Origin of the sequence: Streptomyces sp. CG4, assembly GCF_041080655.1 — a bacterium.
Classification (GTDB): domain Bacteria; phylum Actinomycetota; class Actinomycetes; order Streptomycetales; family Streptomycetaceae; genus Streptomyces.
In genome coordinates this window covers 9,110,774-9,135,929 of the sequence record NZ_CP163525.1, presented here as the reverse complement: position 1 = coordinate 9,135,929, position 25,156 = coordinate 9,110,774, and the positions used below count along the sequence as shown (strand labels likewise).

The 25,156-nt window shown below is 73.2% G+C and carries 19 protein-coding genes; 17 read left to right on the top strand and 2 right to left on the bottom strand.

The annotated features are described in order from the left end of the window. Positions 1-77: 77 nt before the first annotated feature. Positions 78-2,447, bottom strand: a complete 2,370-nt coding sequence (locus tag AB5L52_RS42105; RefSeq protein ID WP_369368387.1) for an MMPL family transporter — start codon at positions 2,445-2,447, stop codon at positions 78-80. Positions 2,448-2,632: 185 nt separating this feature from the next. Between AB5L52_RS42105 and AB5L52_RS42100 the strand changes: the two genes are divergently transcribed. Next, a complete protein-coding gene (locus AB5L52_RS42100; RefSeq protein ID WP_369368386.1) occupies positions 2,633-3,277 on the top strand; it encodes a TetR family transcriptional regulator in 645 nt (214 codons plus the stop codon). A gap of 269 nt (positions 3,278-3,546) precedes the next feature. Here the strand turns inward: AB5L52_RS42100 and AB5L52_RS42095 are convergent, their stop codons facing one another. Then, the gene (locus tag AB5L52_RS42095; RefSeq protein ID WP_369369061.1) at positions 3,547-4,833 is read right to left on the bottom strand and encodes a hydrolytic protein; all 1,287 of its coding nucleotides are present in this window, start codon (positions 4,831-4,833) and stop codon (positions 3,547-3,549) included. 271 nt (positions 4,834-5,104) lie between these two features. Here AB5L52_RS42095 and AB5L52_RS42090 point away from each other — a divergent pair, with 271 nt between their 5' ends. The 16 genes from AB5L52_RS42090 (at position 5,105) to AB5L52_RS42015 (ending at position 24,533) form a co-directional block, all read left to right on the top strand. Further along, positions 5,105-5,773 (top strand): response regulator transcription factor, encoded by a 669-nt coding sequence (locus AB5L52_RS42090; RefSeq protein WP_351023521.1) that lies wholly within the window; start codon positions 5,105-5,107, stop codon positions 5,771-5,773. Between the two features lie 151 nt (positions 5,774-5,924). After that, on the top strand, positions 5,925-9,098 hold the full coding sequence (locus AB5L52_RS42085) for a hypothetical protein (RefSeq protein ID WP_369368385.1): 3,174 nt from the start codon (positions 5,925-5,927) through the stop codon (positions 9,096-9,098). Continuing rightward, entirely contained in the window at positions 9,095-9,829 is a 735-nt protein-coding gene (locus AB5L52_RS42080; protein ID WP_369368384.1) for a DUF4255 domain-containing protein, read from the top strand. The genes AB5L52_RS42085 and AB5L52_RS42080 overlap by 4 nt, the downstream gene beginning before the upstream one ends. After that, positions 9,826-12,144 (top strand): AAA family ATPase, encoded by a 2,319-nt coding sequence (locus AB5L52_RS42075; protein ID WP_369368383.1) that lies wholly within the window; start codon positions 9,826-9,828, stop codon positions 12,142-12,144. Before AB5L52_RS42080 ends, AB5L52_RS42075 begins: the two co-directional genes overlap by 4 nt. A 219-nt stretch (positions 12,145-12,363) precedes the next feature. Further along, positions 12,364-13,923 carry a phage tail sheath family protein gene (locus AB5L52_RS42070; RefSeq protein ID WP_351023511.1) on the top strand — a complete coding sequence of 520 codons (1,560 nt, stop codon included), beginning with the start codon at positions 12,364-12,366 and terminating at the stop codon, positions 13,921-13,923. A gap of 35 nt (positions 13,924-13,958) precedes the next feature. Further along, positions 13,959-14,399 carry a phage tail protein gene (locus AB5L52_RS42065; RefSeq protein WP_351023509.1) on the top strand — a complete coding sequence of 147 codons (441 nt, stop codon included), beginning with the start codon at positions 13,959-13,961 and terminating at the stop codon, positions 14,397-14,399. Further along, positions 14,396-14,896 carry a hypothetical protein gene (locus AB5L52_RS42060; RefSeq protein ID WP_351023506.1) on the top strand — a complete coding sequence of 167 codons (501 nt, stop codon included), beginning with the start codon at positions 14,396-14,398 and terminating at the stop codon, positions 14,894-14,896. Before AB5L52_RS42065 ends, AB5L52_RS42060 begins: the two co-directional genes overlap by 4 nt. Beyond that, positions 14,893-15,051 carry a DUF6760 family protein gene (locus AB5L52_RS42055; protein WP_351023504.1) on the top strand — a complete coding sequence of 53 codons (159 nt, stop codon included), beginning with the start codon at positions 14,893-14,895 and terminating at the stop codon, positions 15,049-15,051. Before AB5L52_RS42060 ends, AB5L52_RS42055 begins: the two co-directional genes overlap by 4 nt. 4 nt (positions 15,052-15,055) lie before the next feature. Next, positions 15,056-18,220 carry a hypothetical protein gene (locus AB5L52_RS42050; protein WP_369368382.1) on the top strand — a complete coding sequence of 1,055 codons (3,165 nt, stop codon included), beginning with the start codon at positions 15,056-15,058 and terminating at the stop codon, positions 18,218-18,220. A 24-nt stretch (positions 18,221-18,244) separates the two neighbouring features. Next, the gene (locus AB5L52_RS42045) at positions 18,245-18,670 is read left to right on the top strand and encodes a phage tail protein (RefSeq protein WP_351023498.1); all 426 of its coding nucleotides are present in this window, start codon (positions 18,245-18,247) and stop codon (positions 18,668-18,670) included. Next, positions 18,667-19,389: a LysM peptidoglycan-binding domain-containing protein gene (locus tag AB5L52_RS42040; RefSeq protein WP_351023652.1), complete on the top strand. Its 723-nt coding sequence runs from the start codon at positions 18,667-18,669 to the stop codon at positions 19,387-19,389. Before AB5L52_RS42045 ends, AB5L52_RS42040 begins: the two co-directional genes overlap by 4 nt. Continuing rightward, complete coding sequence (locus tag AB5L52_RS42035) at positions 19,386-21,209, top strand: VgrG-related protein (protein ID WP_369368381.1); 1,824 nt, start codon at positions 19,386-19,388, stop codon at positions 21,207-21,209. The genes AB5L52_RS42040 and AB5L52_RS42035 overlap by 4 nt, the downstream gene beginning before the upstream one ends. A gap of 66 nt (positions 21,210-21,275) precedes the next feature. Continuing rightward, positions 21,276-21,593, top strand: coding sequence for a PAAR domain-containing protein (locus tag AB5L52_RS42030; protein ID WP_351023493.1), 318 nt, complete (start codon positions 21,276-21,278; stop codon positions 21,591-21,593). Then, positions 21,593-22,015 (top strand): GPW/gp25 family protein, encoded by a 423-nt coding sequence (locus AB5L52_RS42025; protein WP_351023490.1) that lies wholly within the window; start codon positions 21,593-21,595, stop codon positions 22,013-22,015. The genes AB5L52_RS42030 and AB5L52_RS42025 overlap by 1 nt, the downstream gene beginning before the upstream one ends. Beyond that, complete coding sequence (locus tag AB5L52_RS42020) at positions 22,015-23,973, top strand: putative baseplate assembly protein (protein ID WP_369368380.1); 1,959 nt, start codon at positions 22,015-22,017, stop codon at positions 23,971-23,973. The genes AB5L52_RS42025 and AB5L52_RS42020 overlap by 1 nt, the downstream gene beginning before the upstream one ends. Then, the gene (locus AB5L52_RS42015; protein ID WP_369368379.1) at positions 23,970-24,533 is read left to right on the top strand and encodes a phage tail protein; all 564 of its coding nucleotides are present in this window, start codon (positions 23,970-23,972) and stop codon (positions 24,531-24,533) included. Before AB5L52_RS42020 ends, AB5L52_RS42015 begins: the two co-directional genes overlap by 4 nt. The last annotated feature ends 623 nt before the right edge of the window (positions 24,534-25,156 follow it).

The window sequence follows — 25,156 nt, the reverse complement described above, 5'->3', positions numbered from 1 at the left end:
GTCTCACAGCAGGCACTATACACATCGCGTATACACGGCGTGTAGACCCGTATCGGGCCTCGGCGGAGCGGGTGTGGTCAGGGCCTGCTCGGTCCGGTCACGGTGGGCACGGCGGCCGGCTCGGCCTCCGGCTCGACGGATCCGGTTTCGGGTCCGGGTGCGAGTCCGGGTGCGGGTCCGGGTGCGGATCGGGGCGCGGCCGCGAGGCGCTCTCCTTCGATGTCGAGGTCGGGCAGCAGCCGGTCCAGCCACTTCGGCAGCCACCAGCCCGCCCGTCCCACGAGCGCGAGGACCGCCGGGACCAGGGTCATCCGCACGACGAAGGCGTCGATCAGCACGCCCACGGCGAGCGCGAAGGCGATCGGCTTGAGGATGGTGCTGCCGCCGGGGATGAAGCTCGCGAACACCGCGAACATGATCAGCGCGGCGGCCGTGACCACGCGGGAGGCGTGCCGTGAGCCGGCGAGGACGGCCTCGCGCGGTGCGGCGCCGTGCACATACGCCTCGCGCATACGGCTGACCATGAACACCTCGTAGTCCATGGCGAGTCCGAACAGGACCGCCATCACCAGGATGGGCAGGATGCTGACGACCGGTCCGGTCTCCGCGACGCCGAGCGCGCTCGCGAGCCAGCCCCACTGGAACACGGCGACGACCGCGCCAAAGGTGGCGGCCACCGAGAGGAGAAAGCCGAGGCTGGCCTTCAACGGCACGACGACGGAACGGAAGACGAGCAGCAACAGCAGCAGCGACAGGCCGACGACGACCAGGGCGAACGGCACGAGCGAGGCGGCCAGCCGGTCGGAGACGTCGATGTTCACGGCCGTCGTACCCGTGACGGACACCTCCGCCCCTGTCCGCTCGCGCCAGTCGGGCGCCTCGTCGCGGATGTGCTCGACGAGGTTCTTGGTCCGCTCGTCCGCGGGTCCCGTCCTCGGCACGACTTGAATGACGGCGGCGTCCTGGTCCGGGACGAGCTGCGGCTCGCCGACCATGGCAACGCCGTCGACGGCCTTCAGGTCCTTGACCAGGGTGGCGGTCGCCTGGTGCGGGCTGCCGGCGCGGGAGGTGTCGGCGAGCACCAGCAGCGGGCCGTTGAAGCCGGGGCCGAACTTCTCGGAGACCGTGTCGTACGTCTGCCGCTGACCGCTGCCCGTCGGGGCGGAACCGTTGTCCGGAAGGGCCAGTTGGAGGTCTCGGGCAGGGAGCGCGACGGTCAGCAGACAGACGAGGACGGCCAGGAGGGTGAACAGAGGGCGGCGGATGGCGATCCTGCCCCAGCGCTCCCCCATGGGCCTGCGCGTGCCATGTCCGGCGGCGTGCCCGGGTCCGTGTCCGTGTCCGCCACGCCCGTCGTCGTACCCGGCCGAGTGCTCGGCACCCTGCGCGCCGAACTCGGCCTCGTGGGCGGCTTGTTCGCGGCGTGCGGCGCGTGAGCCCGGCTTCGGGCGCAGCCGTTCGCCCGCGAAGCCCATCACGGCCGGGAGGAGAGTCGTGGAGACGCCGACCGCGATGAGGACGGCGGCGGCGCCGGCGATGCCCATGACGGTCAGGAACGGGATGCGTACGACGGCCAGCCCGCACAGCGCGATGATCACCGTCAGGCCGGCGAAGACGACCGCGCTGCCCGCGGTGGCGGTGGCCCGGGCCGCCGACTCCTCGGTGTCCATGCCGGTGGCGAGCTGGGAGCGGTGGCGGGAGAGGATGAACAGGGCGTAGTCGATGCCGACGGCGAGGCCCAGCATGGACGCCAGCGAGGGCGCGGTGCTGGAGATGGTCAGCGCGCCGGTCAGCGCCGACAGGCCGAGCAGGGTGACGGCCACACCGGTGACCGCCGTCAGCAGGGGCATGCCCGCCGCGAACAGCGAGCCGAAGGTGATCGTGAGAACGACGAGGGCGACGGCCACGCCCATCAGTTCCTTCGCATGACCCGTGCTCTTGCCGCTGCCGTACGCGGATCCGCCGACCTCGACCGTGAGCCCGGCGTCCTTCGCCGGCCCGGTGCTCTTCTCCAGCGCGGGCAGGCTGTCGTCGTGCAGGCCGGCCCGGCCGACCTGGTAGCGGACCTGGCCGAGCGCGGTCGTGCGGTCCGGCGATATGACCTTGGCGCGCACCGGGTCGGTGACGGCGACGACCTGGGGAGCCTTGCCGGCCTCGGCCATGGTGGAGCTGATCGCGCGGGCGTAGCGCGGCTCGGTGACGGCGTGCCCGTGGGGTGCGACGAAGACGATCTGGGCGCTGGCGCCGGCCGCCGAGGGCAGTTCGCGCTCAAGGGTGTCCATCGCGGTCTGGGCCGGTGAGCCCGGCACGGTGAATTCGTCGTCGGTCGTGCCGCCGAAGGTGATCACGCAGGTCACGACCGCGGTCAGCACCAGCAGCCAGGCGGCCAGCACGGCCCGGCGGCGCCGGAAGGCACCGCGGCCGAGCCGATAGAGCAGGGAAGCCATGAGAGGTGCTCCTTGAAGGGGGTCTTGCCGGGAACGAGCGGCACGTACGGGGAGGCTTCAGCGCCGGGGGCAGCGACGGCCGCCGGAAAGTGTCATGACTGACACCATACATAAAGTGTCAGGACTGACACTTTCCATGCACATGTCATATCGGCGCTCGATGCGGAGCGTGGCAGGATGATCCCGTGAGTGAGCAGGGGACACAGGAGCCGGAGCCGGGGCGGCGGGACCGCATGAAGGCCGCCACGCGGCGCACTCTGCTCCACACGGCGACCCGTATGTTCGCCGAGCGCGGCTACCAGGAGACGACGGTCAAGGACATCGCCGCGGAGGCCGGCGTCACCGAGCGCACGTTCTTCCGCTACTTCCCCTCGAAGGAAGACCTCGTCTTCGCCGAGATCCTGGACTTCGTCCCCCTGGTCGCGCAGGAGATCCTGCGTCGCCCGGCCGGCGAACCGCCCCTCACCGCCGTGCACAACAGCCTGCTCGCGGCCGCGGGCCGGCTGGACGGCGGGCTCGCCATCCTCTTCGTGGGCGCACCGCCTCGCGCGCTGACCGGCCGGACCCGGCGCACGCACGTCCTGACCGACTTCGAGGACGGCATCAGTACGGCACTGGCCGCACGCTTCGCCGAACAGGCCCCCGAAGAACCGGCCCGCCGGCGCGCCCTGCGCGCCTCGGTCCTGGCCCGGGCCGCCGTCGGCGCCGTGCGCAGCGCCCTGCTGATCCACGCCCGGGGCCACGTGGAGACCGGCTCGCGCAAGGTCGAGGACTACGCCGCACTGCTCGACGAGGCGTTCACGGTCCTGCGGACGGCGGACGGCGGCTGACGCCGGACCGGCCGGTCACGCCCCGACGTCTCCGCGGGGCGCCTTCGCGGCTGCACGTCCCGGCGCCGGGTGCGTGAACCGGCCAATCGTGTACGGCAGCTATTCTCCGGCCACTCCGTACGGGGTCCGTTGGATGCCCGTGGTTCCGGGCTCCTGATGCGACGTGAAACGTGTCGGTCGCATTCAACACTCTGTCGATTTTCGGACGGAGTGGGACGCTCCTCTTCCGCTCGCGCCCCGTGGGGCGAACGATGTTCGAGGGAGCGATGTCACCGGGTGACGTCGCTGAGTACGCCACTGACGTTCAGGACCTCATGACACTGCTGCGCCTGCCGGCCGGTCGCCGGGGTCCCGGGCTTCGCGCATGTCACCTTCATGGTGACCTTGGCGTCCTCGGGGATCTTGATGGGGGTGACCCAGTGGTAGTCCTGATTGCGGAAGGTCTCCAGGGCGATCGTGGTGATCTTCCGGTCGCCGAAGGTGATGGTCATGAGGCCCTCGTCGCCCTGGAAGTTGGCGACGACGATGTCCGTGATCCCGAACACCTTGCCCTTCGGCACCACATAGGTCCCGGTCTCGTCCTGCCCGCCGGACGTCTGTACGTCGATGGTGGTCGAGCTCTGCTGGCCGGTCCCGGCATCGCCGCCGCCTCCGCCGGAGCCGCCACCGTTGCCCGACGTCGTGCCCTTGCCGCCCTGGGTACCCGTACCCGGCTTGCCCCCGGAGCCGGCCCCCGGAGACTGCCCGTTCTGTCCGCTCTGTCCGCCGGGCGTGAGCCGCGGCTGGACCACCTCGTTGGCGGCCTGCTTGGCGGCGCTGCGCACGGCCGGACGGACCAGTGCGAACCACGCCAGCAGCAGCGCGATCAGGGCGGCGAGGAGCGCCAGCAGCCACTTGGGGAAGACCGGGATCTGGACGAACTCGGCTTCCAGCGGCGGCCGTACGAGGGCGCCGGGCCGCTCGCCGCCCTCCGCGGCCGCGGTGTCCGTGGCCCGTACGCTGAATGGCCAGACCACAGGCTTGCCGAACCAGACCGGCCTTCCGGTGCGCACCCGCAGCCGGCTCTCCGCCGATTCGCCCGGCTCCAGGGGCAGTTCGGCGGGCGTGAACGCGAACCGCAGCTCCTCGCCCGGCTGTTGCGGGGTCAGGGCGACCCGGACGGGGGCGTTGCCCTCGTTGCGCACCGCCATCCGGTAGCGGCCGCGCAGCCAGCCGCGGCGGCGGCGCGGGAGCAGCTCGGTGCGCAGCTCGTGGAACTCCTCGATGTGCACCGTCGTTTCGGGCACCGTGACGGATTCGGGATGCTCGGCCGGCAGTACGCGTACACCCAGCGGTACGTCGCCCGCGCGGACCTCCGGCGAGCGGGGCGGGTCCAGCCGGATGGTCACCGTCTCGGAGGTGCCGGGATACAGCGACACCCGCTCGGGTTCCACGGTGGCCCAGGCGGCACAGTCGCCGACGACCTCCAGGGTGTACGCCTCGACGATGTCACTGTCGTTGCGGACGGTCAGACGGGTCGAGGCGGTACCGCCCGGCGTCACCGTCACGGCGGGCATGTCGAGCCCGGGCAGTCCGGGGCCGGAAGAGGCTGCAGAAGGCGTCACTCGACGACCGTAGAACCGTGGCCGGGCGACTACGAGAGGTGCGAGGGCAACGCCCGGGCAGTCGACGTGCCCCGGACGGTCAAGGTCAACTCGCCGGATCGGACCGCCTGTTGAGTGCCTCGCATGCCGCCCGCGGTCCCCCCGGCGGGCGTCGCCGCCGTCCCCCTTCCCGGCTCATGTGTCATCCGCTTCCTTCGTTCCTCCATCTGAATCAGGAACCTCCATGCCCCTCTCCGTGACAGAGCATCCGACCGGCCCGGCCGGTCGCCCGCACCGGGTCTCCGTCGCCGTCTACGCCCAGGACCTCGTGCTGCGCATCGGCGTCGTCCACCAGCTCCGCCAGCGCCCCGAGGTGGAGCTGCTCGACGACGCCGATGCGGAACGGGCCCGCACGTCCCTCGTGATCGTCGACTCCGTGGACGACGAAGTCATAGCCCTGCTGCAGCGGTTACAGCGCAACGCGACCACCCGCACCGGGCTCGTGGTCGGCAGCTTCGAGTCCGCCGCGCTGCAGCGGGTCATAGAGTGCGGTGTCGCGGCGGTGCTGCGGCGCGCCGAGGCGGACCAGGACCGGCTCCTGCACCTCGTACTCGCGCTGGCCAACGGCGAAGGCGTGCTCCCCGGCGACCTGCTCGGCAAGCTGCTCAGCCATGTCGGCAGCCTGCAGCGCTCGGCGCTCGACCCGCACGGGCTGGCCCTGTCCACGCTCACCGCGCGCGAGGCGGACATGCTGCGCCTGGTGGCGGAGGGGTTCGACACCGCGGAGATCGCGCAGAAGACGTCGTACTCCGAACGGACCGTCAAGAACGTGCTGCATGAGATCACCACCCGGCTCCAACTGCGCAACCGGGCCCACGCCGTCGGGTACGCGCTGCGCAACGGACTGATCTGACGCCAGATCAATTACGGTCCGGCACGCGGACGCTGCCCGAAAGCGCAGCCCGTGCTTCCCCCGGGCACGGCCCCGCCGCCCTGCCGCGCGCCGCACGCGCGAAGGCAGAGTGGCGGGGCGACCCTGGTGTTCCGAGACTGCGAGGTGGACCGTGAACGGCACCGATGGCCCCGGCGGGCAGCGCCGGCTGGGGAGATTCGGCGCGTCGTTGCTCCTGCTGGTCCCGCTGCTCGCGGTGACGGCGGCCTCGGGGCCGGGCAGCGCCGAGGCCCAGCCGAGGGCGACCGCCGCCTCCGCCACCCGGATCGCCTACGCCGGCACCGGGCACCGCAGCCTCGGCAAGGTGATCGACACCAAGGACAGCGACCCGCTGTTCGGGGCGGGTCCGGCGCACTACGACGTCCAGCCGTCCGCGCTGGGCGACACGATGGTGTTCGCCAGCCGCCGCGACGAGAAGAACCCGCAGATCTATCTGCGCGCCCCCGACGGCTCGGTGCGCAAACTGACCAGCGGCCGGGACGCGGCACATCCCCGGCTGACCCCCGACGGCAAAGCCGTGGTGTTCGACTCGGCGGAGCCCGGCGGCCCGGACGGCAAGAAACAGCGCGACCTGTGGCTGGTGCACACCGACGGCACCGGACTGACCCGGCTGACCGACACGCCGGCGAACGAGGAGAGCCCGACGGTGTCGCCGGACGGGCAGCGCCTGGCGTACTCCTGCGACAGCGATGTGGTGTTCGGGACCCAGATCTTCGTACGTCCGCTGGCCGGCGGCACCGCGACCCGGGTGACCGGCACGCTCGGCAGCAGGGCGACGGAGCCCGTGTGGAACCCGGTGAACGACGCGGCGCACCGGGACCTCATCGCGTACACCTCCACCCCCACCGGCTCCGACAACTCGGCGGGCCCCCGCTTGCGGGTGACCGGCGGCCCCGCCGGCGACCAGCCGCTGCTCACCGGCACACCAACCGACTGGCGGACCCATGGGGCAGCCTGGTTGCCCGATGGGGAGAGCGTGCTGTTCCTCAGCCCGGACCGCACCTGCGGCTGCGAGGGCGACTGGGACCACGTGTACCAGGTGCAGAACCGTACGGCGGGCCCGAACCTGGTGCTCATGGAGGACCGCGCGGTCGGCACGCCGACCTGGGTCGGCCCGCGGAACGGCGGTTACGTCGTGGTGGACCGGACCTCGGCGAAGGGAAGCAACACGGCGAACGGTGTGCACGGTCCGCACGTGGTGACCCTCCAGGACGTCCGGATGGACGGCGCCGACCCGCGCGACCTCGGGCTGACGATCCTGAACGAGGATCCGGCGGCCGACACCAACACCGATCCGACCAAGGATCCGCTGTTCAACCCGGCCTCCGGGTACGACCCGTGGACCGAGCGGCAGAACTACACCCCGGACGGCCGCCGCATCGTCGTGACCCGGTTCGAGGACAGTGCCGACGGACGGATCGAGCGGATCTGGACGGTGGACGCCGACGGTTCCAACCCGGCGCCGATGCCGCTGGCCGGACGCGGCCCGAAGGACTGGGACACCGACCCCACGTATTCGCCGGACGGCAAGTACATCGCGTTCACGCGGACTTCGCCGGGCGGGGTCGGGTCCGCGTCCGGTCCCGGGCGCATCCTGATCGCCGACGCCGGGACCGGGGCGATCGTCCACGAGATCGTGCCGCCGGCCGGGCAGCAGACGGGCGGCGACGCCCAGCCCACCTGGTCCTCCGACGGCACCACCCTCGCCTTCACCCGCAACATGACCATCGACGGCAACGGCGGCAACAAGCACATCTGGACCGTGCCGGTGGACAACCTCGGCCGGCAGCGCGATCTGAGCGCGGCGATCTGCCCCGGCAACTGCGCGGTCATCGACGACAGTCCCGCGTTCTCGCCGGACGGACGGCAGATCGCCTTCAACCGGAAGAACGGCGGCGGCCGGGTCGACGAGCAGAACGGCATGGTGCTCACCTCCGCGTCCGGCGACGACTGCCGGGTGCTGCTGCCCGAGTCGGCGCGGAGCACCGCCGACGCCTGCCACCAGGAGCTGCCCGACAGCTCGGCCACCGGACCGCACCAGCCGCGTGACGCGGCCTGGACGGCGGACGGCACCGGAATCGTCTACAGCTCCCGCACCGACACACCGCCCAACTGCCCTGAGAAGCTGCACCTGTTGAACGTCACGACCGGTCATGAGACCGCGCTCACCCTGGAGCTGCCGGGGCGGCAGAAGGAACCCGGTGTGCAGCAGTCGGTGGACCTGGCCGTGCACGCCCCGGGCACGGTGCCCGTGGTCACCGTCGGCCACTCCACCGACATCCGCGTCGACGTCGTCAACCACGGCCCGGCCGCCTCGCCCGGCACCCGGCTGACCATCGCGCCGCCGGACGGCGTGAGCGTCACCCGGATCCGCCGTCCGGGCGGCACCTGTGACGCCGCCTCCCTGCAGTGCGACATCGGGGTGGTGCCGCCCGGCGCGACCGTACCGGTGACCGTGACGCTGACCGGGCGCACCGTCGGCGACCAGCCCGTGGACTGGTCGGTCACCGGCAGCGTGATCGATCCTCAGCCCGGCGACAACAGCGCGCGGACCGTGGTGCCGGTACGCAAGGCCGTCCCGCCCACCCCGCCTCCGACACCGCCCACGCCCCCGACGCCTCCGACACCGCCCGCCCCGAAGGCCGGCCCCGGCGTCCGGGTGACCGCCCAGCCCGACCCGGGCTATGTCGGCGGCCGGGTCGTGGTGACGTACACCGTGCGCAACGGCCGTAACGCGCTGGCGACCGGGCTGCGGCTGCGGATCGGGCTGCCCGCCGGGATCCCGAACGGCGGGCCGCCGGCGGGCTGCGACGACCACTGGGTGTGCGCGCTGCCCGACCTGGCGCCGGGCGTCTCCACCGTCGTACGGGTGGTGCTCTCCCCCGACCACGCGCTGACCGGTCGCGCCACCGGCGTCCTGACCACCACCGGCACGGACGCCGACCCGCGCGACAACAGGACGCACACGACGCTGCGGATCCTGCAGCCGCGGATCGTCGCCGTCCCACCGATCGGCAAGCCCGGCTTCGTCACCTCCGTACGCGGCAAGGACTTCCCGCCGGGCGTCCCGGTGCGGTTCACCTGGAAGCCGGGGATCACCGCCGCGGCGGCACCGACCGTGCCGGGGCCGGACGGTACGTTCATCGGCCAGTTGCTCATCCTCACCAAGGACCAGACGGGTCCGCGGACGATCACCGCGAGCGGGCCCGGGTTCTCCCCGGTGAAGACCGACTTCCTGGTGGTGAACGGCAGTGTGCAGCCGCCGGACGAGGTGACGCGCCGGTGATCCACGAGGTCGACGAGGCACTGCGGGGACTGCTCGCCGAGTCCGGGCTGGAGGCGTCCGGAGTCGAGATCGTCCTCGACGCGCCGACCCGCGAGTGGGCCGCGCGCCGCAACGCCCCCACCGTCTGTGTGTTCCTGTACGACATCCGGGAGGACCCGACCCGGCGCGGCAGCGGCGCCGGGGAGGTGTACGACGCGGACGGGTACGTGATGGCACGGCGCACCCCACCCCGCTGGTTCGAGCTGACATACCTGGTCACGGCGTGGGCCAGCCGTCCGCAGGACGAGCACCGGCTGCTGTCTCAGGTGCTGGCCACGCTGGTGGCCGTCGACGCGCTGCCGGAGCGGCTGCTCACCGGCTCGCTGGCCGATTTGGGTCTGACCGTCCCGCTGGACACCGCCGGGACGGGCGGACCCGACGGACCGGCCGCCTCGGACGTGTGGTCGGCGCTGGGCGGCGAGTTGAAGGCGTCGCTCGGCGTACGGGTGTGCGCGCCGCTCGCCGGCGTGAACAAGGCGGCCGCGCCGCCCGTCACCGAGGGGCTCGTGGTGCGTGCCACGGATCACCGGCAGGACCCGGACGCGGCGGATCGACGGCAGGACGCGGATCCGGTGCCGGGGCGCCGGCTGCGGTACGAGGGCGTGAGCGATCCGGGGCCGGACGGTTTCGCGGGTCCGCGCGAGCGGCGCCCGGCGCCGGCCCGCCGCCGCAGAGGGGGCCGCCAGCCGTGACGTACACCGCCGATGTCGGCACGGCGGTCGGCACGGATCCGCTGTGGGCGCGGCTGCGGCTGGTCGAGGAGCGGGTCCGGCACGCGGTGGCGGCCCGCCGCGCCGTCGATCCCGACCCCGACGACCCCTACCGCGGGCAGTACCTCTCCCCCGAGGCCGTGCAGCGGATCCTGAACGAGCCGGGCGGGCTCGGCGTACCCGGATACGAGCCGCTGCCCCCGCCGCCCGAGTCCGTACTCGGCGCGCTCGCCGCGCGGTTCGGCCTGTCCCCGCTGGACACCGATCTGCTGCTGATTGCGCTGGCACCGGATCTGGACGCCCGCTTCGAGCGGCTCTACGGCTATCTCAACGACGATCTGACCCGCCGTCGGCCCACGGTCGCGCTGGCGCTGGAGCTGTGCGGGCTCGCCTCGGCGTCGGCCGCCCGGTTCCGTCTCGCGCCGGGCGCACCGCTGGTCGCGGGCGGACTGGTGGAGGTCACCGAGCCCGAGCGTCCGCCGCTGTCGCGGGTGCTCGCGGTGCCGGACCGGGTGACCGCCCATCTGCTGGGCGGCACCGGCCCCGACGCCCGGCTCGCCGGAGTGCTCGGCGAGCCCGCGCCCGACCCGACCGCCGAGGCGGACGAGGTGCACCGGGCGGCCCGCGCCGCCCGCTCCGGAACGGGGCTGGTGCATCTGCTCGACCGGGGCGGGGACGCGCCGGGTCTCGCCGTGGCCGCCCTGCACGCGGCGGGGCGGCGCGCGCTGGTCCTCGATGCGGCGGCACTCGCTCCACGTTCCGGCGATGTGCCCGCACTCGCCCGGGTCACGGCGCTGGAGGCCCGCCTCACCGATGCCGGTGTCGTCCTGGGCCCCCTGGAGTCCCTGCCCGCCGCACCACCCGAACGGGCCCGTGCCACCAGCGAGTTGTGTGCGGCACTGCGCGGCATCCCGCTGTTCACCCACGGCAAGGACGGCTGGGACCCGGCGTGGGCGGCCGACACACCGGTCGTCCTGCCGGTGACCCCGCCCTCTCCGGAGCGGCAGGCGGCGCGCTGGCGGCATGCCTTGGCCTTGGCGGACGCCGAGGGTTCGCTGATCGGTGAGGCTGACAACCGGGGGACGGGTGACGCCGACGGCTCCGTGCCGGGCGGCGACGACGGCTCCGTGCCGGGCGACGAGGGTGGCTCCGCGCATGGCGACGACCATGGCTCCGTGCCCAGCGACGACGGTGGCTCCGCACAGGGCGACGACCATGGCTCCGTGCCAGGCGACGGCCGTGTGACGGGCGCGGTTGGTGGCTTCTTGACCGGCGTCGCCGGTGAATCCGTGCAGGGCGACACCGGCGCCCACGCCCTCGCCCGGGCCGTCGCCGCGCACCGTCTCGACGGTGCGCAGCTGCGGCGCGCCGCGCACGCGGCGGTGCGCTCCGCCGCGCTCGCGGGCCGCCCGGTCTCCCCCGACGATCTGCGGGCCGCCGTACGCGCGCAGAACGGCGCGGGGCTGGCGCGGCTGGCCCGCCGGGTGGAGCCGGCGGTCGGTTGGGACGCCCTGGTGCTGCCCGCGCCGACCCATCGCAGGCTGCGCGAACTCGCCGTGCGGGCACGCCATCGCGAGCAGGTGCTCGGACAGTGGCGGATGCGGCCGGGCGGCGGCCGGGGACGCGGGGTGATCGCGCTGTTCGCGGGCGAGTCGGGCACCGGCAAGACCATGTCCGCCGAGGTGGTCGCCGCCGACCTCGGCATGGACCTGTATGTGGTCGACCTGTCCACGGTCGTGGACAAGTACGTCGGCGAGACCGAGAAGAACCTGGAGCGGATCTTCACCGAGGCGTCCGCGGTCAACGCGGTGCTGCTCTTCGACGAGGCCGACGCGATCTTCGGGAAGCGCTCGGAGGTCAAGGACGCGCACGACCGGCACGCCAACATCGAGTCGGCGTATCTGCTGCAGCGTATGGAGTCCTTCGACGGGATCGCCGTGCTGACCACGAATCTGCGAGCCAACCTGGACGAGGCGTTCACCCGCCGGCTCGATGTGGTGGCGGAGTTCCCCATGCCCGACGCGGCCCAGCGGCTCGCCCTGTGGGAGCGGTGCCTGGGCGACCGGCTGCCACGCGCCGAGGACCTGGACCTCGGCTTCTGCGCCGACCGCTTCGAGCTGGCCGGCGGCTCCATCCGGGCCTGCGCCGTCACCGCCGCCTATCTCGCGGCGGAGTCCGGACAGCCGCTCACCATGCGGCAGTTGGTGACGTCGGTGGTGCAGGAGTACCGCAAGCTCGGCCGGCTGGTCCTGGAGAGCGAGTTCGGGCCGTATCTGGCGGACGTCCTCAGCTCCTGAGCGCCCCTGTCGGCCTCTCCTGAGGACCCCTGCCGACCCGCTGTGCGAGGCACCCCGGCTCACGCGGGCCCGGGTGCCTTCCCCTGCGGTCCGCGCGGGCGTCCCAAAAGGCAGTGCGGTTGCCCCCGGCAAGGTACCCGCGCCCCTGTCGCCGGGCCCGAGCGGCCTCGGAGACTCGGCATCGACGCAGGTGACCCGATGGAACGCGAAGGAGCGAGCATGCCGACGTACCTCACCCCGGGTGTGTACGTGGAGGAGGTGCAGTCCGGTGCCCGCCCGATCGAGGGGGTCGGCACCGCCGTCGCCGCGTTCGTCGGGTTCGCCCAGAGCGGGCCCTTCCACGAACCGACCCTGGTCACCAACTGGGACCAGTACACCCAGCTGTTCGGCGGCTTCACCGAGGGCACCTACCTCGCCCACGCCGTGTACGGCTACTTCTCCAACGGCGGCGGCGCGGCCTACGTGGTGCGCATCGGCGGCTCCGCGGACGGCGCCGCCCCGGCGGCCGGCGGGGGCCGGGGAGCCCGGGAGGTGCGGGCGGCCGAGCCGGTCGCGCTCGGCGGGTTCCAGGTCACGGCCAAGCCCGGCACCTCCGGGGTGTCGGTGGAGATCGCCGACGCGGACGGCGAGAACCCGCCCGAGGACCGCTTCAAACTGCTGGTCCGCCAGGGCGAGCAGGTCGTCGAGACGTACGACGTCTCCACCCGCAAGAACGTCAAGGGCTACGTCGTCACCCAGCTGCGCGCCTCGAAGCTGATCGAGGTCACCGAGCAGCGCGACGCCGGCCAGACCCGGCCCGCGAGCCAGACGGTGGCCGTGCCCGACGCGCCGGCCGCGCCCGCGGTCCCCGGCTCCGGCACGGTGTCCCGGCTCGACCCGGCCGAGTACGTCGGTGACGCCGCCGCCCGGACCGGCTTCGCCGGCCTGGAGGCCATCGACGAGATCACCATGGTCGCGGTCCCGGACCTGATGGGTGCCCACCAGCGCGGTGACATCGACGCCGAGGGCGTGCGCACCGTGCAGCTCGCGGTCATCTCGCACTGTGAGCAGATGGGCGACCGGGTCGCCGTCCTGGACTCACCGCCCGGGCTCACCGCCCAGCAGGTGCGGCACTGGCGCAACGAGGAGGCGGGGTACGACTCCCGGTACGCCACCCTCTACTACCCGTGGGTGCGGGTCTTCGACCCGGCGGCCGGCCGCAACACCACGGTCCCGCCGAGTGGTCACATCGCCGGTGTGTGGGCGCGCAGCGACGCCGAGCGCGGTGTGCACAAGGCGCCCGCCAACGAGGTGATCCGCGGCGCGGTGGACCTGGAGGTCCGGCTCAGCAAGGGCGAGCAGGATCTGCTGAACCCGATCGGCGTGAACTGCGTACGGGCCTTCCCCGGTCGCGGCATCCGGATCTGGGGCGCCCGCACGCTGTCCTCCGACCCGGCCTGGCGCTATCTGAACGTGCGCCGCCTCTTCAACTACCTTGAGGAATCCATCCTGTTGGGCACCCAGTGGGTGGTCTTCGAGCCGAACGACGACCGGCTGTGGTCGAGCATCCGGCGCAACGTCACCGCGTTCCTCACCGAGGAATGGCGCCGGGGTGCGCTCTTCGGCCGTACCGCCGAGGAAGCGTTCTACGTCAAGTGCGACCGCGAAAACAACCCGCAGACCTCGATCGACCAGGGCCGGGTCGTCTGCGACATCGGCGTCGCCCCGGTGAAGCCCGCCGAGTTCGTGGTGTTCCGGCTGGCCCAGTTCTCCGACAGCACCAGCCTCATCGACGAGTGACCCGCGGGTCAGCCAAGGAAAGGTGACAGACAGTCATGGCAGAGGGCGATGCTCTTTCCACCCACGTCTTCGGCGTGCAGCTCGGCGGGTACATGGTCGAGTCGATCCAGGAGATCAGCGGGTTCTCCGTCGAGGAGGAGGTCGTCGAGGTCAAGCAGGTCACGTCGACGGGCAAGCAGATCATCCGGAAGCAGCCCGGGGCACGGCAGGCCGGCGAGATCACGATCACCCGGGGACTCGACAAGAGCAGCGAATTCACCAAGTGGATCAAGGAGACGCTCAACAACGGTGCCGTCGACACCGCCCGGCAGAACCTGACGATCGAGATCAAGGACACCAAGGGCGAGACGGTCCGCCGTATCCAGCTGATGAACGGCTGGGCCTCCAAGTGGGAGGGCCCCTCCCTCAAGGCCGGCGAGTCCTCCCCGGCCACCGAGACCGTCACGATCGTGTTCGAGGAGATCGTCGTCGAATGAGGCGCCGTACCGTCACGGCGGGCAACCTGGAGGAGTTCCTGGAGGCGACGGCGCCGACCGCCCAGGCGGCCGAGCAACCCCAGCCCCAGGCTCCGGCGGCCCGCCCCGCCCCGCCTCGGGACCACGGGCTGCGCACGGAGTTCGAGTTCGAGCTGCCGCGCGGGTACGTGGACGAGGCGGGCACGCTCCACCGGCACGGCGCGATGCGCCTGGCCACCGCCCGGGACGAACTGCGGCCGCAGATCGATCTGCGGGTCAAGGAGAACCCGGCCTATCTGAGCGTGGTGCTGCTGAGCCAGGTGATCACCCGGCTCGGCACCATCACCGATGTGCACGCGGGGATCGTGGAGCGTATGTACGCCACCGACGTCGCGTTCCTCCAGGACTTCTACCGCCGCGTCAACAGCGAGGGACACACCCGGGCGGCGGTGACCTGCCCGCACTGCGAGGGCGGCTTCGAGGTCGACCTCTCGGGTGGGCGCCTGGGGGAATCGTGACGTACGCACTCCCCCGGCTGCGGGAGGAGATCGCGTACATCGCCTACCACTTCCACTGGCAGCGCCAGGAGATCCTCGACCTCACCCACGCCGAGCGCCGGCAGTGGGTGACCGAGATCGCCCGAATCAACACCCGCGTGAACGAAGGTGGTTGAGCTCATGGCATGGCGGGACAGACTGCGCCGCCGGGCCACGGCGCCGGGTGCCGGCGGCACTCCGGCCGGCACCGGGTCCGCGCAGCCGGCCGCGCCGGGTGCCATGAGCACGCCCGCGACCGACGCGGCCGGTCCATCCGTCCCCGGGGACTGGGACGGCGGGTGGCGCCGTACCCCGCCGCCGACGCTGACGGTTGCCCGCTCCGCACTCGGCGTCAGCGACGGCCTCACCTTCCGCTCGGGGCTCGCGTCCTGGCAGAACCCGTCCTTCGACGCCGGCCTCGGCCACGCGGTGCTTCCCGCCGCCCCGGCCGGCCTGGTCCACGGCGTCACCGGCCCGGCCACCCCGCACGCCACCTACGCCGACGGCGGCCCCCTGCTGCTGCGCGTCCAGCGCCCGCAGCCAGAGGAGGCCGCCGAGTCCGGCCCGCCTACGGAGGAGTCCGCCGACTCCCTTCCCACGGCCGGCACGGAACGGCCTTCCGCCCCGGCCGCTCCCCAGGTGTCCCGCAGGACACGACCGGGGGCGGCGCCGCGCGACACGGGGAAGCGGGCCGGCTCCGGGTCTCGACAGCAAGTGAGCAACGGCACGTCTGGTCCCGCCGGAACGACGTCCGCGGATCCGAGTCCGGCGACAGGCGATGCCCCGCACGTGCAAGGCGGTGCCGGGCCGACGCAGGGAGGTTCCGGGCCGGTGCAAGGTGGCTCCGGGAGCGGTGGCAGCGGCGGCGCGGCGGGTACGGCATCCTCGGGCGGGGTCGGGGGGTCCGGGGCGGCAGCTTCCCCTTCCGTCCAGCGGTCGGCCGTGGCTCCGGCGAGCCGTTCCCTCGTCGCTGCCGACCCTCTCGTGACCGTCTCCGCACCGGAGGCGGCCGTGCAGCGCTCCGCCGCCGGTTCCGGCCCCTCGGCACCCGTGCCCGAGCTGCCGGTCGTACGACGGATCGCTGTGGTGCCCCACGCGGCGGGGGACGGCCCCGCACCCCGGACGCCTTCCGCCGGGCCTGGTACGACTCCGCACGCCGCACACACCGCACACACCGCGCCGCAGCTCCGGCACACGACTGACACCGCGCCGCAGGACGCCTCCGCGGAACGGGCGCGCGCGGCAGAGCCCGGCGGCCCCCGCTCCGTCCGCCCTTCGGCGCTGGGCCCTTCACTGACCGTCGCCCGACGCCCGACCGCACCGATGCGCCGGATAGCGGCCCTGCGGCCCGATCGTGCGGCCACTAGCGCCACCGCGGGGAGGGACATCACGCCGACAGCCCGCGCGGAAGAGACTCCGAACGCCGCGCCTCCCGTACCGGAGACTCCGAACGCCGCGCCTCCCGTAGCGGAGACTCCCAGCGCCGCGCCTCTCATAGCGGAGACTCCACGCCCCGCACCTTCGGTACGAGAGACCCCGAACGCCACGCCTCCGGTGCAGCGGACCGCGGACCCGGTGCGCCCGGGAAGCCGGCCACCGCTGGGTGCGCCCGTGCCGGAACTGCCCTCCACCGCCCGGCCGTTGACCGAAAGCGGGCCGGAGACGCCCCGCCCGGCCACCGACGCACACCTGACGACCGACCCGGCGCTCCCGATCGTGCAGCGCCAGGCGGGCGACGCTGCAGGTGCCGGTGCCACAACGAGCCCGTACGTCGCGGGCACCGCGACGACACCGCAGACCCGCGCGACCGGAGGCGCCGACGCCGCACCGACCGCTCCCGAGCCGCCCGGCCAGGCCACCCGGTCCCGGCCGTCCGGCACCCGTGCGCGTGGGGGACTCGGAGCGCCGTTGCCCGAAATGCCGTCGACCGCGGACCTGCCTCGACAGCCCGGCGCCCGTGGGCGTGGCCGTGGCGGCCCTGGGGCGCCGCTGCCCGGGATTCCACCGACAGCAGACGCCTCGCGCACGGCCGGACCCGGTGGCCAGGCAAGCCTCCAGAGCGTCCAGCGCACGCGCACCGCAGTGCACCCGGACCGCACCACCGGACAGGCACCCGCGAATTCCTCCGGCCCCGAGGCCCCCACCGCACCCCTGCTGGGCACGCCGGGCTCCGAGGATCGCAGCACGGACCTCAACTCCTCGGTGGATCAGGAGACTTCAGGCCTCGCGACGCCGGGCGCCTCGCCTGTTCTAGCCGCTCCCCTCGTCTCCCCGCTCGCCTCAGGGAGTGCGTCTTCCAGCGCGACCGAACCCGGTCCCGCAGTACAACGCACGACCACGTCACAGGCTCAGCCGACCCCTGCAACAGGCACAGCGTCCTCGCCTGTCGAAGCCTCGGCACCGAGCGGCGCGGGCATGGCCGCCCCCGGAACGGTGGTCGTCGCACGGGCCATCGACCGCCATCGTCCAGGTCCGGGCGCCGTGGATGCGCAGCGGCCCGGTGCCATCCGGCGTCAGCCGCTCGCAGTGTGGCGTCAGCAGTCCGCACCCCGCACCCTCGCGCTGCTCGCCGCACGTCCGCTCACCGTCAACACCCGTGCGCCGGAAGCTGTCGCGCCGCCCTCGGGCACCCACGCACCCGAGCCTCCCGTCGTGGCCGCGTCCTGGCGCCGTGACCCGGACCCAGGCGCGAGGACATCGCACACGGAGCGCGAACCGCATCGCGGGGTGCCGCACGTCCAGCGGACCGCTACCGGTTCCGTACCGTCGGCGTCGGCGTCGGACAACTCGCCCTCCACGTACGCCAGTTCGCCGACGCGTCGGCGGGCCGTTCCCGTCGTGCGGCCGAATCCGTCCGTCCAGCGGTCCGCTGCCGGCGGCGACAAGGCCGTCCGGCCGCTCGCGCTGCCGTTGTCCGATCCGCAGGCAGCCCCGCTCCAGGACCGGCCGGGCCACGCGGCTCCCGGCACCCCGCCGGTGCCGGTGGTCCGGGCCGCCCGTACGACACCGGCCCCGGCAGCCCCCGTGCAGCGCGAGGTGGGCCGAACCGGTGGTCGCGGTGCGGCTTCCGCCGGGGTGCCGGTGACCGGCGTGCCCACGCGGGGTCGGCAGCGGTCGGCGTCCGCGCCGCCTGCGCCCGGGTCGGTCGCCGCCAGGGAGACGGCGTCGGCCGGGACGCGGCAGGAGCCCGTGATCGACCTGGACGAGCTGGCGCGGCGCCTGCTGGACCCGATGGCCCGGCTGCTGCGCGCAGATCTGCGGCGCGGCCGCGAACGTGCGGGCCGGCCCTACGACGGACGCCGCTGAGGACAGGGAACGGATGGCCAAGGGATGACGGACAACATCTTCGCGACGAGCGTGTTCTTCCGGCTCGCGATCGGCGGCAACGACCTGGGTGCCTTCCACACCTGCTCCGGCATGGGGGCGGAGGTCGAGATGGAGAGCTACGCCGAGGGCGGCAACAACGGCTTCACCTGGCAGCTGCCCGGCCGGGTCACCTGGTCGAACATCACCCTCACCCGGCCGGTCACCGCCGACACGGCGAAGATCGGCCGCTGGCTGGACGAGACGCTGCGGCGCGTGGAGCCCAAGGACGGGGAGATCGTGGCGCTGAAACCGGATCTGACCCGGATCATCAGCTGGCAGGTGCTCGGCATCGTGCCGGTGCGCTGGCAGGGGCCGTCGTTCGACCCGTCGTCCTCGCAGGCCGCGGTGGAAACTCTGGAGATCGCCCACGAGGGACTGAGGCCTTCCTGATGCCTGCCGTTCGCACCAGCCGGGCCAGGGCCCAGTTGACCCTGAAGGAACCCCCGGCGGCGGTCGGCGCGAAGCCCGGTGGGACGATCGCGCGACTGAACCTCCAGTTCAATCCCAACACGCTCCAGCTGCGCAAGACCACCGAGTGGCGGCGCAGCCCGTCCCGGATGGCCGGGCAGTCGGCGCTGCCGGAGTTCGTGGGCAGCGGGCCGCGGGAGCTGAGTCTGGAGGTCTTCCTCGACGCGACCTCCAAGCACGACAACTCGGTGGAGCAGGCGGTCGAGACGCTGATGAAGGCGTGTGTGCCGAGCCCGGCGAGCCTCGCGCGGAAGAAGCCGGCCAGTCCCTGGGTGCGGTTCGAGTGGGGTACGGCGCGGACGACGTCGTTCGACGGGGTGCTGTCGAGCCTGTCGGTGACGTACTCGCTGTTCGACGTGGACGGCAAACCGCTGCGGGCGACCTGTGCGCTGTCGATCGAGGAGGCGAGCGTCGACCCGCCGGGGCAGAACCCCACCTCGGGTGCGCGGACGGCCCGCAGCACGCACACGGTGGTGGCCGGGGACAGCCTCGCGCTGCTGGCCTGGCGGGAGTACGGCGACGCGACCGCGTGGCGGGTCATCGCGGAGGCGAACGGGATCGACGACCCGCTGGCCCTGGCGCCCGGCACCGAACTGGTGGTGCCGGCGCTCGGGGACGCGGGCGGTGAGGAGGAGCGGTGACCACACCCGAGGCGCGGGGAGGCCGGTCCTTCGCGGCGGACCCCGTCGTGGAGGCCCCCGGCGAGCTGCCGCGGATCTGGGCGGCGCAGCTGGTGAGCTGTGTGGTGGACGAGAACGTGGGCCTGCCGGATGCCGCGGTACTGACCTATCGCGATCCCGACAACGAGTTCCTGAAGTCGACCGGCATCACGCTCGGCACCCCGCTGCGGGTGTCGGTGGTGACGGTGGCCGGGCAGGCACGCGAGCGGCTGTTCAACGGCGAGGTCACGGCCGTGGAGATCGACCGGGACTCGACCGGGTCGTTCACCGTCGTACGCGCCTATTCCGTCGCGCACCGACTGCAGCGCGGGCGGAAGGTGGTGGCGTACCGGAACATGACGGCCGCGGCCATCGTCCGCAAGGTGGCCGCCGGGGCGGGGCTGCCGTGCGGGAAGGTGGAGGCGGCACCGGTCACGTTCAAGCAGTTGTCGCAGGCCAACGTGTCCGACTGGGACTTCCTGCAGTATCTGGCGGGCGAGAGCGGTGCGCAGGTGCGGGTCGACGACAAGGGCGTGCTGCAGTTCACCAAGCCCGAGAAGGCCTCCGGTGCGCCCGCGCCGTCGACGCCGGCCACGCAGAGCCCGATGGTCCTGGAGTACGGGCGGAATCTGCTGGCGCTGCGGGCCGCGCTGTCGGGTGCGGACGGGGCGTCCCAGGTCGAGGTGCGCGGCTGGGACGTCACCACCAAGACTCCGTTGGTGGCCCGGCAGCAGTCGGTGACCAGCGACACCGTACTGCCCGGCCTCGCCCCGCAGTTCGGCGCCCGGTTCGGGAAGTCGGCGAAACTGACGGTGACGGACACGCCGTACCGTACGCAGGCCGAGACGACCGCGGTCGCCACCGCGGTCGCCGGTCATGTGAGCGCGGGCTTCGGGGAGTTGGAGGCCGTGGCCGAGGGCAATCCGCGGCTGCGGGCGGGCAAGCCGGTCGCGCTCGGCAACGTGGGGCCCTCGTTCTCCGGCCGGTACACGGCCACGGCCGTGCAGCACAGCCTGGAGCCGCACGGCGGCTATCGGACCACGGTGTGGGTGAGCGCCAGCCCGGACCGGTCCCTGGCCGGCCTGGTGACCGGCGCGAACGCGCCCGGGCGCGGCCCGCGCATGCCGGGCCTCGCGATCGGGGTGGTGACGGACGTGCGCGAGCCGGGCGGTGCGCAGAGCGGCGGGGTCCGGCTCAAGTTCCCCTGGCTGGACGACACTTATGTGACCGACTGGGTGCGTACGGTGCAGTGGGGCGGCAAGGGCGGCGGGGGTGTGGTGAGCCCCGAGGTCAACGACGAGGTGCTGGTCGGCTTCGAACAGGGCCTGCTGGACAGCCCGTACGTCATCGGCGGTCTGTACAACGGCGTGGACCGGCCCTCGCCGCACGACGTTCCGCTGGTCGACAGGACCAGCGGCAAGGTCAACCGCCGCTCGGTGGTGTCGCGTTCGGGGCATCGGCTGGAGCTGCTGGATCCCCCGACGGGACCGTCCGGGGTACGCCTGCGCACCGCGGACGAGCGGCTGGAGGTGCTGCTGGACGACCGGAACAACCGGATCGAGGTGACGGTGTACGCGGCCGGTGGCCGACGGGCGTTGTCCTCGGTGCTGCTGGACGCCCAGGGCATCACGCTCGACGCGAAGACCGGCAAGGTCAGTGTGAAGGGCGGCACCGTGGAGATCGACGGCACCAACGCGGTCAGGGTCGGCGGGCGTTCGGTGAACGTGTCCGGGCAGACGGACCTCACGCTCGACGGCGGACTGCTCGGCGTACTGAAGGCGGATAGCGTGCGCATCAACTGACCTATCGTCAACTTCTCCATTTCCCCAGGCCCTTGAGGGCCGTGACCCCTTCGAGGAGCTAGTTGCATGCCCGCCGCAGCCCGTACCGGCGACCCCACCAGCCATGGGGGTGTGATCGCCACCCCGCCGCCCGGCGCAGCCATGGCGGTGGCGCGTGTGCTGATCGGCGGCCGGCCCGCCGCCGTCGTGGGCAGCCTGCACACCTGTGTGATGCCCCCGCACGCCGCCCTGGGCCCGGCCAATGTGATCCTGCCCAACCCTGCCGCGCTCGTCTCGGGCGAGGTGCTCATCGGCGGGTTGCCGGCCGCGCGGGCGGGCGACACCACCGCCTGTGGCGCGACGATCCAGATCGGCGCCCTGAACGTGCTGATCGGGGGATTGTGATGAGCGACCGGTTCATCGGGCGCGGCTGGGCGTTCCCGCTGCGGGTCGGGCCGACCGGCGGGATCGCCATGGTGGAGCGGGAGCGGGAGATCGAGGAGGCGATCCGGCTGGTGCTCGGCACCGCGCCCGGAGAGCGCCCGATGCGCCCGGAGTTCGGCTGCGGCATCCACGACTACGTCTTCGCGCCCGGCGACGGCGCCACCGCGGGGCGGATCGCCCAGCAGGTGCGGGAGGCTCTGGAGCGGTGGGAGCCGCGGATCACCGTGGACGACGTGGTGGTGGCCTTCGACGCGGTGGACGACGGAACCCTCTACATCGACGTGCGCTACACGGTGCGCTCCACCAACGACCGGCGCAACCTGGTGTTTCCCTTCTACACGATCCCCTCCGAGGAGGGGGCCGAGGAAGCGGTCGCGGACTGATGGCCCTGCCCTCCCCCAACCTGGACGACCGGCGGTTCCAGCAACTCGTCGACGAGGCGAAGCGGTATGTGCAGCAGCGCGCCCCGGAGTGGACCGACCACAACGTCTCCGATCCGGGTGTCACCCTGATCGAGACCTTCGCGTATCTCGTGGACCAGCTGCTGTACCGGCTGAACCGGGTGCCGGACAAGAACTACACCGCGTTTCTGGACCTGTTGGGCATCCGGCTGTTTCCACCGGCGGCCGCCGGGGCCGAGGTCGACTTCTGGCTGTCGGCGCCGCAGCCCGACACGGTGACGCTGCCCGCCGGCACGGAGGTGACCACGGCGGACGGCGAGACCGAGGAGCCCGTGGTGTTCGCGACCGTTGACGAACTGCGCGTCATCCCCAGCGAGTTGATCCGGCTGGTGACCGCGCCCCGCACTGGTGACCAGGCCGACCGGACCGGTGAGCTGGCCGAGGGCCGCGACGTCCGGTGCTTCCAGGCGGCGCCCGAGCCGGGCGACGCGCTGCTGTTCGGGCTGCCCACCGCCGTACCCCGCTGCATCGTCGCCGTACGGCTGGACAGCCGGGTGGAGGGCGTCGGCGTCGACCCGCGTCAGCCGCCGCTGGTGTGGGAGGCCTGGGACGGCGGCCGTTGGCAGGTGTGCGAGACCGGCTCGGACACGACGGGCGGTCTGAACCGGCCCGGCGAGGTGATCGTGTACGTCCCCGCCGGGCACACGGCGTCCGTGATCGGCGGGACGCGCGGGGGCTGGCTGCGCTGCCGGGTCACCGAGCCGGAGCCGGGCCAGCCGTTCTACTCGGAGTCCCCGACGGTGCGCGAGGCATCCGTGTTCACGGTCGGCGGCACCATCGCCGTCGAGCACGCCGAGACCGTCACGGACGTGCCGCTCGGCACGTCGGAGGGGGTGCCGGGGCAGACGTTCCGGCTCGGCCGCCCGCCGGTGCTGCTGGACGGCGAGCCGCCCGCGGTGGAGGTCTCGTCGGCCGACGGCTGGCAGCGCTGGAGCGTCGTGGAGCACTTCGGCCGCTCCCGTCCCGACGACCGGCATGTCCGAGTCGACGCGACCACCGGCGAGTTCACCTTCCCGCCGGCCCTGCGCGAGGCGGACGGCACGCTCCGGCTGTGCGGCGCGGTGCCCGAGAAGGGCGCCCACATCCGGGTGTCCCGCTACCGCACCGGCGGCGGCCCGGCCGGCAACGTGGCGCGGGGCGCGATCTCCGTGCTGCGCAGTTCCGTGCCGTACATCGCCCGCGTCACCAACCGGGAGGCGGCGCGCGGCGGGGTGGACGGGGAGACGATCGCCAACGCCAAGCTGCGGGCGCCGGACGCGCTGCGCATGCAGGAGCGCGCGGTGACCGCCGAGGACTACGAGATCATCAGCCGGCAGGCGGCGCCCTCGGTGCGCCGGGTGCGCTGTCTGCCCGCGGCGGACGGAGCGGGCGCGGTACGGGTGCTGGTGGTGCCGGACGCCGTGCCGGACGACGGAGACCGGCTCCGTTTCGAGCAGTTGATCCCCTCGGACCAGGTGCTCGCCGCGATCACCGAGAGCCTGGACGAGCGGCGGCTGATCGGCACCCGGCTGGTGGTGGAGCCTCCCGTGTACCAGGGTGTCACGGTCGTCGCCCGGCTCGCGGCGGCGCCCGAGGACACCGACCGGGTGCGTGACGCTGCCCTCGCCGAGCTGTTCCGGTACCTCAACCCGCTGGACGGCGGGCCGGACGGCACCGGGTGGCCGTTCGGGCGGCCGGTGCAGTACGGCGAGATCTTCGGGCTGCTGCAACGCGCCACCGGCAACGCGCTGGTGGACGAGATCCGGCTGTTCGCCGCCGACCCGATCACCGGGCGGCGCGGCACTCCGGTGGACCGCATCGACGTGGCCGCGGGCGCGCTGGTCTTCTCGTACCAGCACCAGGTCGTCGTACAGCCCCGGGAGCCGGAGGCCCGCCCATGAGCCGTGCCGCCGTACCCGGCCTGCCGAGCCGGCATCCGATCGGCGGGCTGCTGCCCGCGCTCTACGCCGACGACGACTTCGCGCAGCGGTTCACCGCCGGGCTGGACACCGTCCTCGCCCCGGTGTTCGCGACCCTCGACAATCTGCCCGCGTATCTCGACCCCCGCGTGGCGCCGCTGGACTTCGTGACCTGGCTGGCGTCGTGGGTGGGTGCGGACGACGACGGCGAGTGGCCGGCGGAACTGCGCCGGGAGGCGGTGGTCCGCGCGGTGGAGCTGCACCGCTGGCGCGGCACCCGCTGCGGCCTGGTGGAGCGGCTGCGGCTCACCCTCGGGGTGAACGCCGACGTCGTCGGCGACGGCGGGGCGGTGTGGTCCCCCACCGCGGGCACCGAGCTGCCGCCGGCACCGTCCGGCGCGGTGCTGATCCGGGTGTGGCCGGGCCGCGATCCGGAGGTGGACGCGGGCCGGGTCCGGGAGGTCGTCCGGTCCCTGTGCCCGGTGCATGTCCCGTGCCGGGTGGAGATCCTGCCCGGCCCGCCCACCGACGAAGGGAGCTGACGCCATGCGCGCCTGTCCCGTGTGCGGGGCGTCCAACGCCCCCGACGACGACTTCTGCAGCAACTGCGGCTCGTACCTGGGCTGGTCCGAGGAGGGCTCGCGGGGTACGTCCGCGTCGACGACCACGCCGACGCCTCCGTCGGAGGGCGGGCCGACGGCGGCCGCCGGCCCGGGAGCGGAGGCCGATCCGAGGCCTGCGCCGACACCGACACCGGCACCCGCACCCGCACCCGCTCCGGCACCGGCACCGGCACCGGAGGGTGACGTGGGTGCCGGGGCGAACGGTGGCCGACGCATGGGCCGAGCCGACGAAGGACAGCGCGGGACTCCCGCGGGAACCGGCACCGGCACCGATGCGCACAGCGGCAACCGGACCGGCACCGACGGCGGACCCCGTGGCAACCTCGGCGCTGCGGACCGCTCCTCCGCGCCCGCGACACCCCCGGAGCGCCCCGGCGGCGAGTCGTCGTCCACGCCACAACCGTCCGCCTCCGCACCACCACCCGCCTCGGCACAACCCCCGGCCTCCGCACAACGGCCCAGCTCGCCGCCGGCACCCGCACAACCGCCCGCGGCTCCGTCGGCCCCCGCACCATCGCGTACCTCGCAGCCGAGCCCCGAAC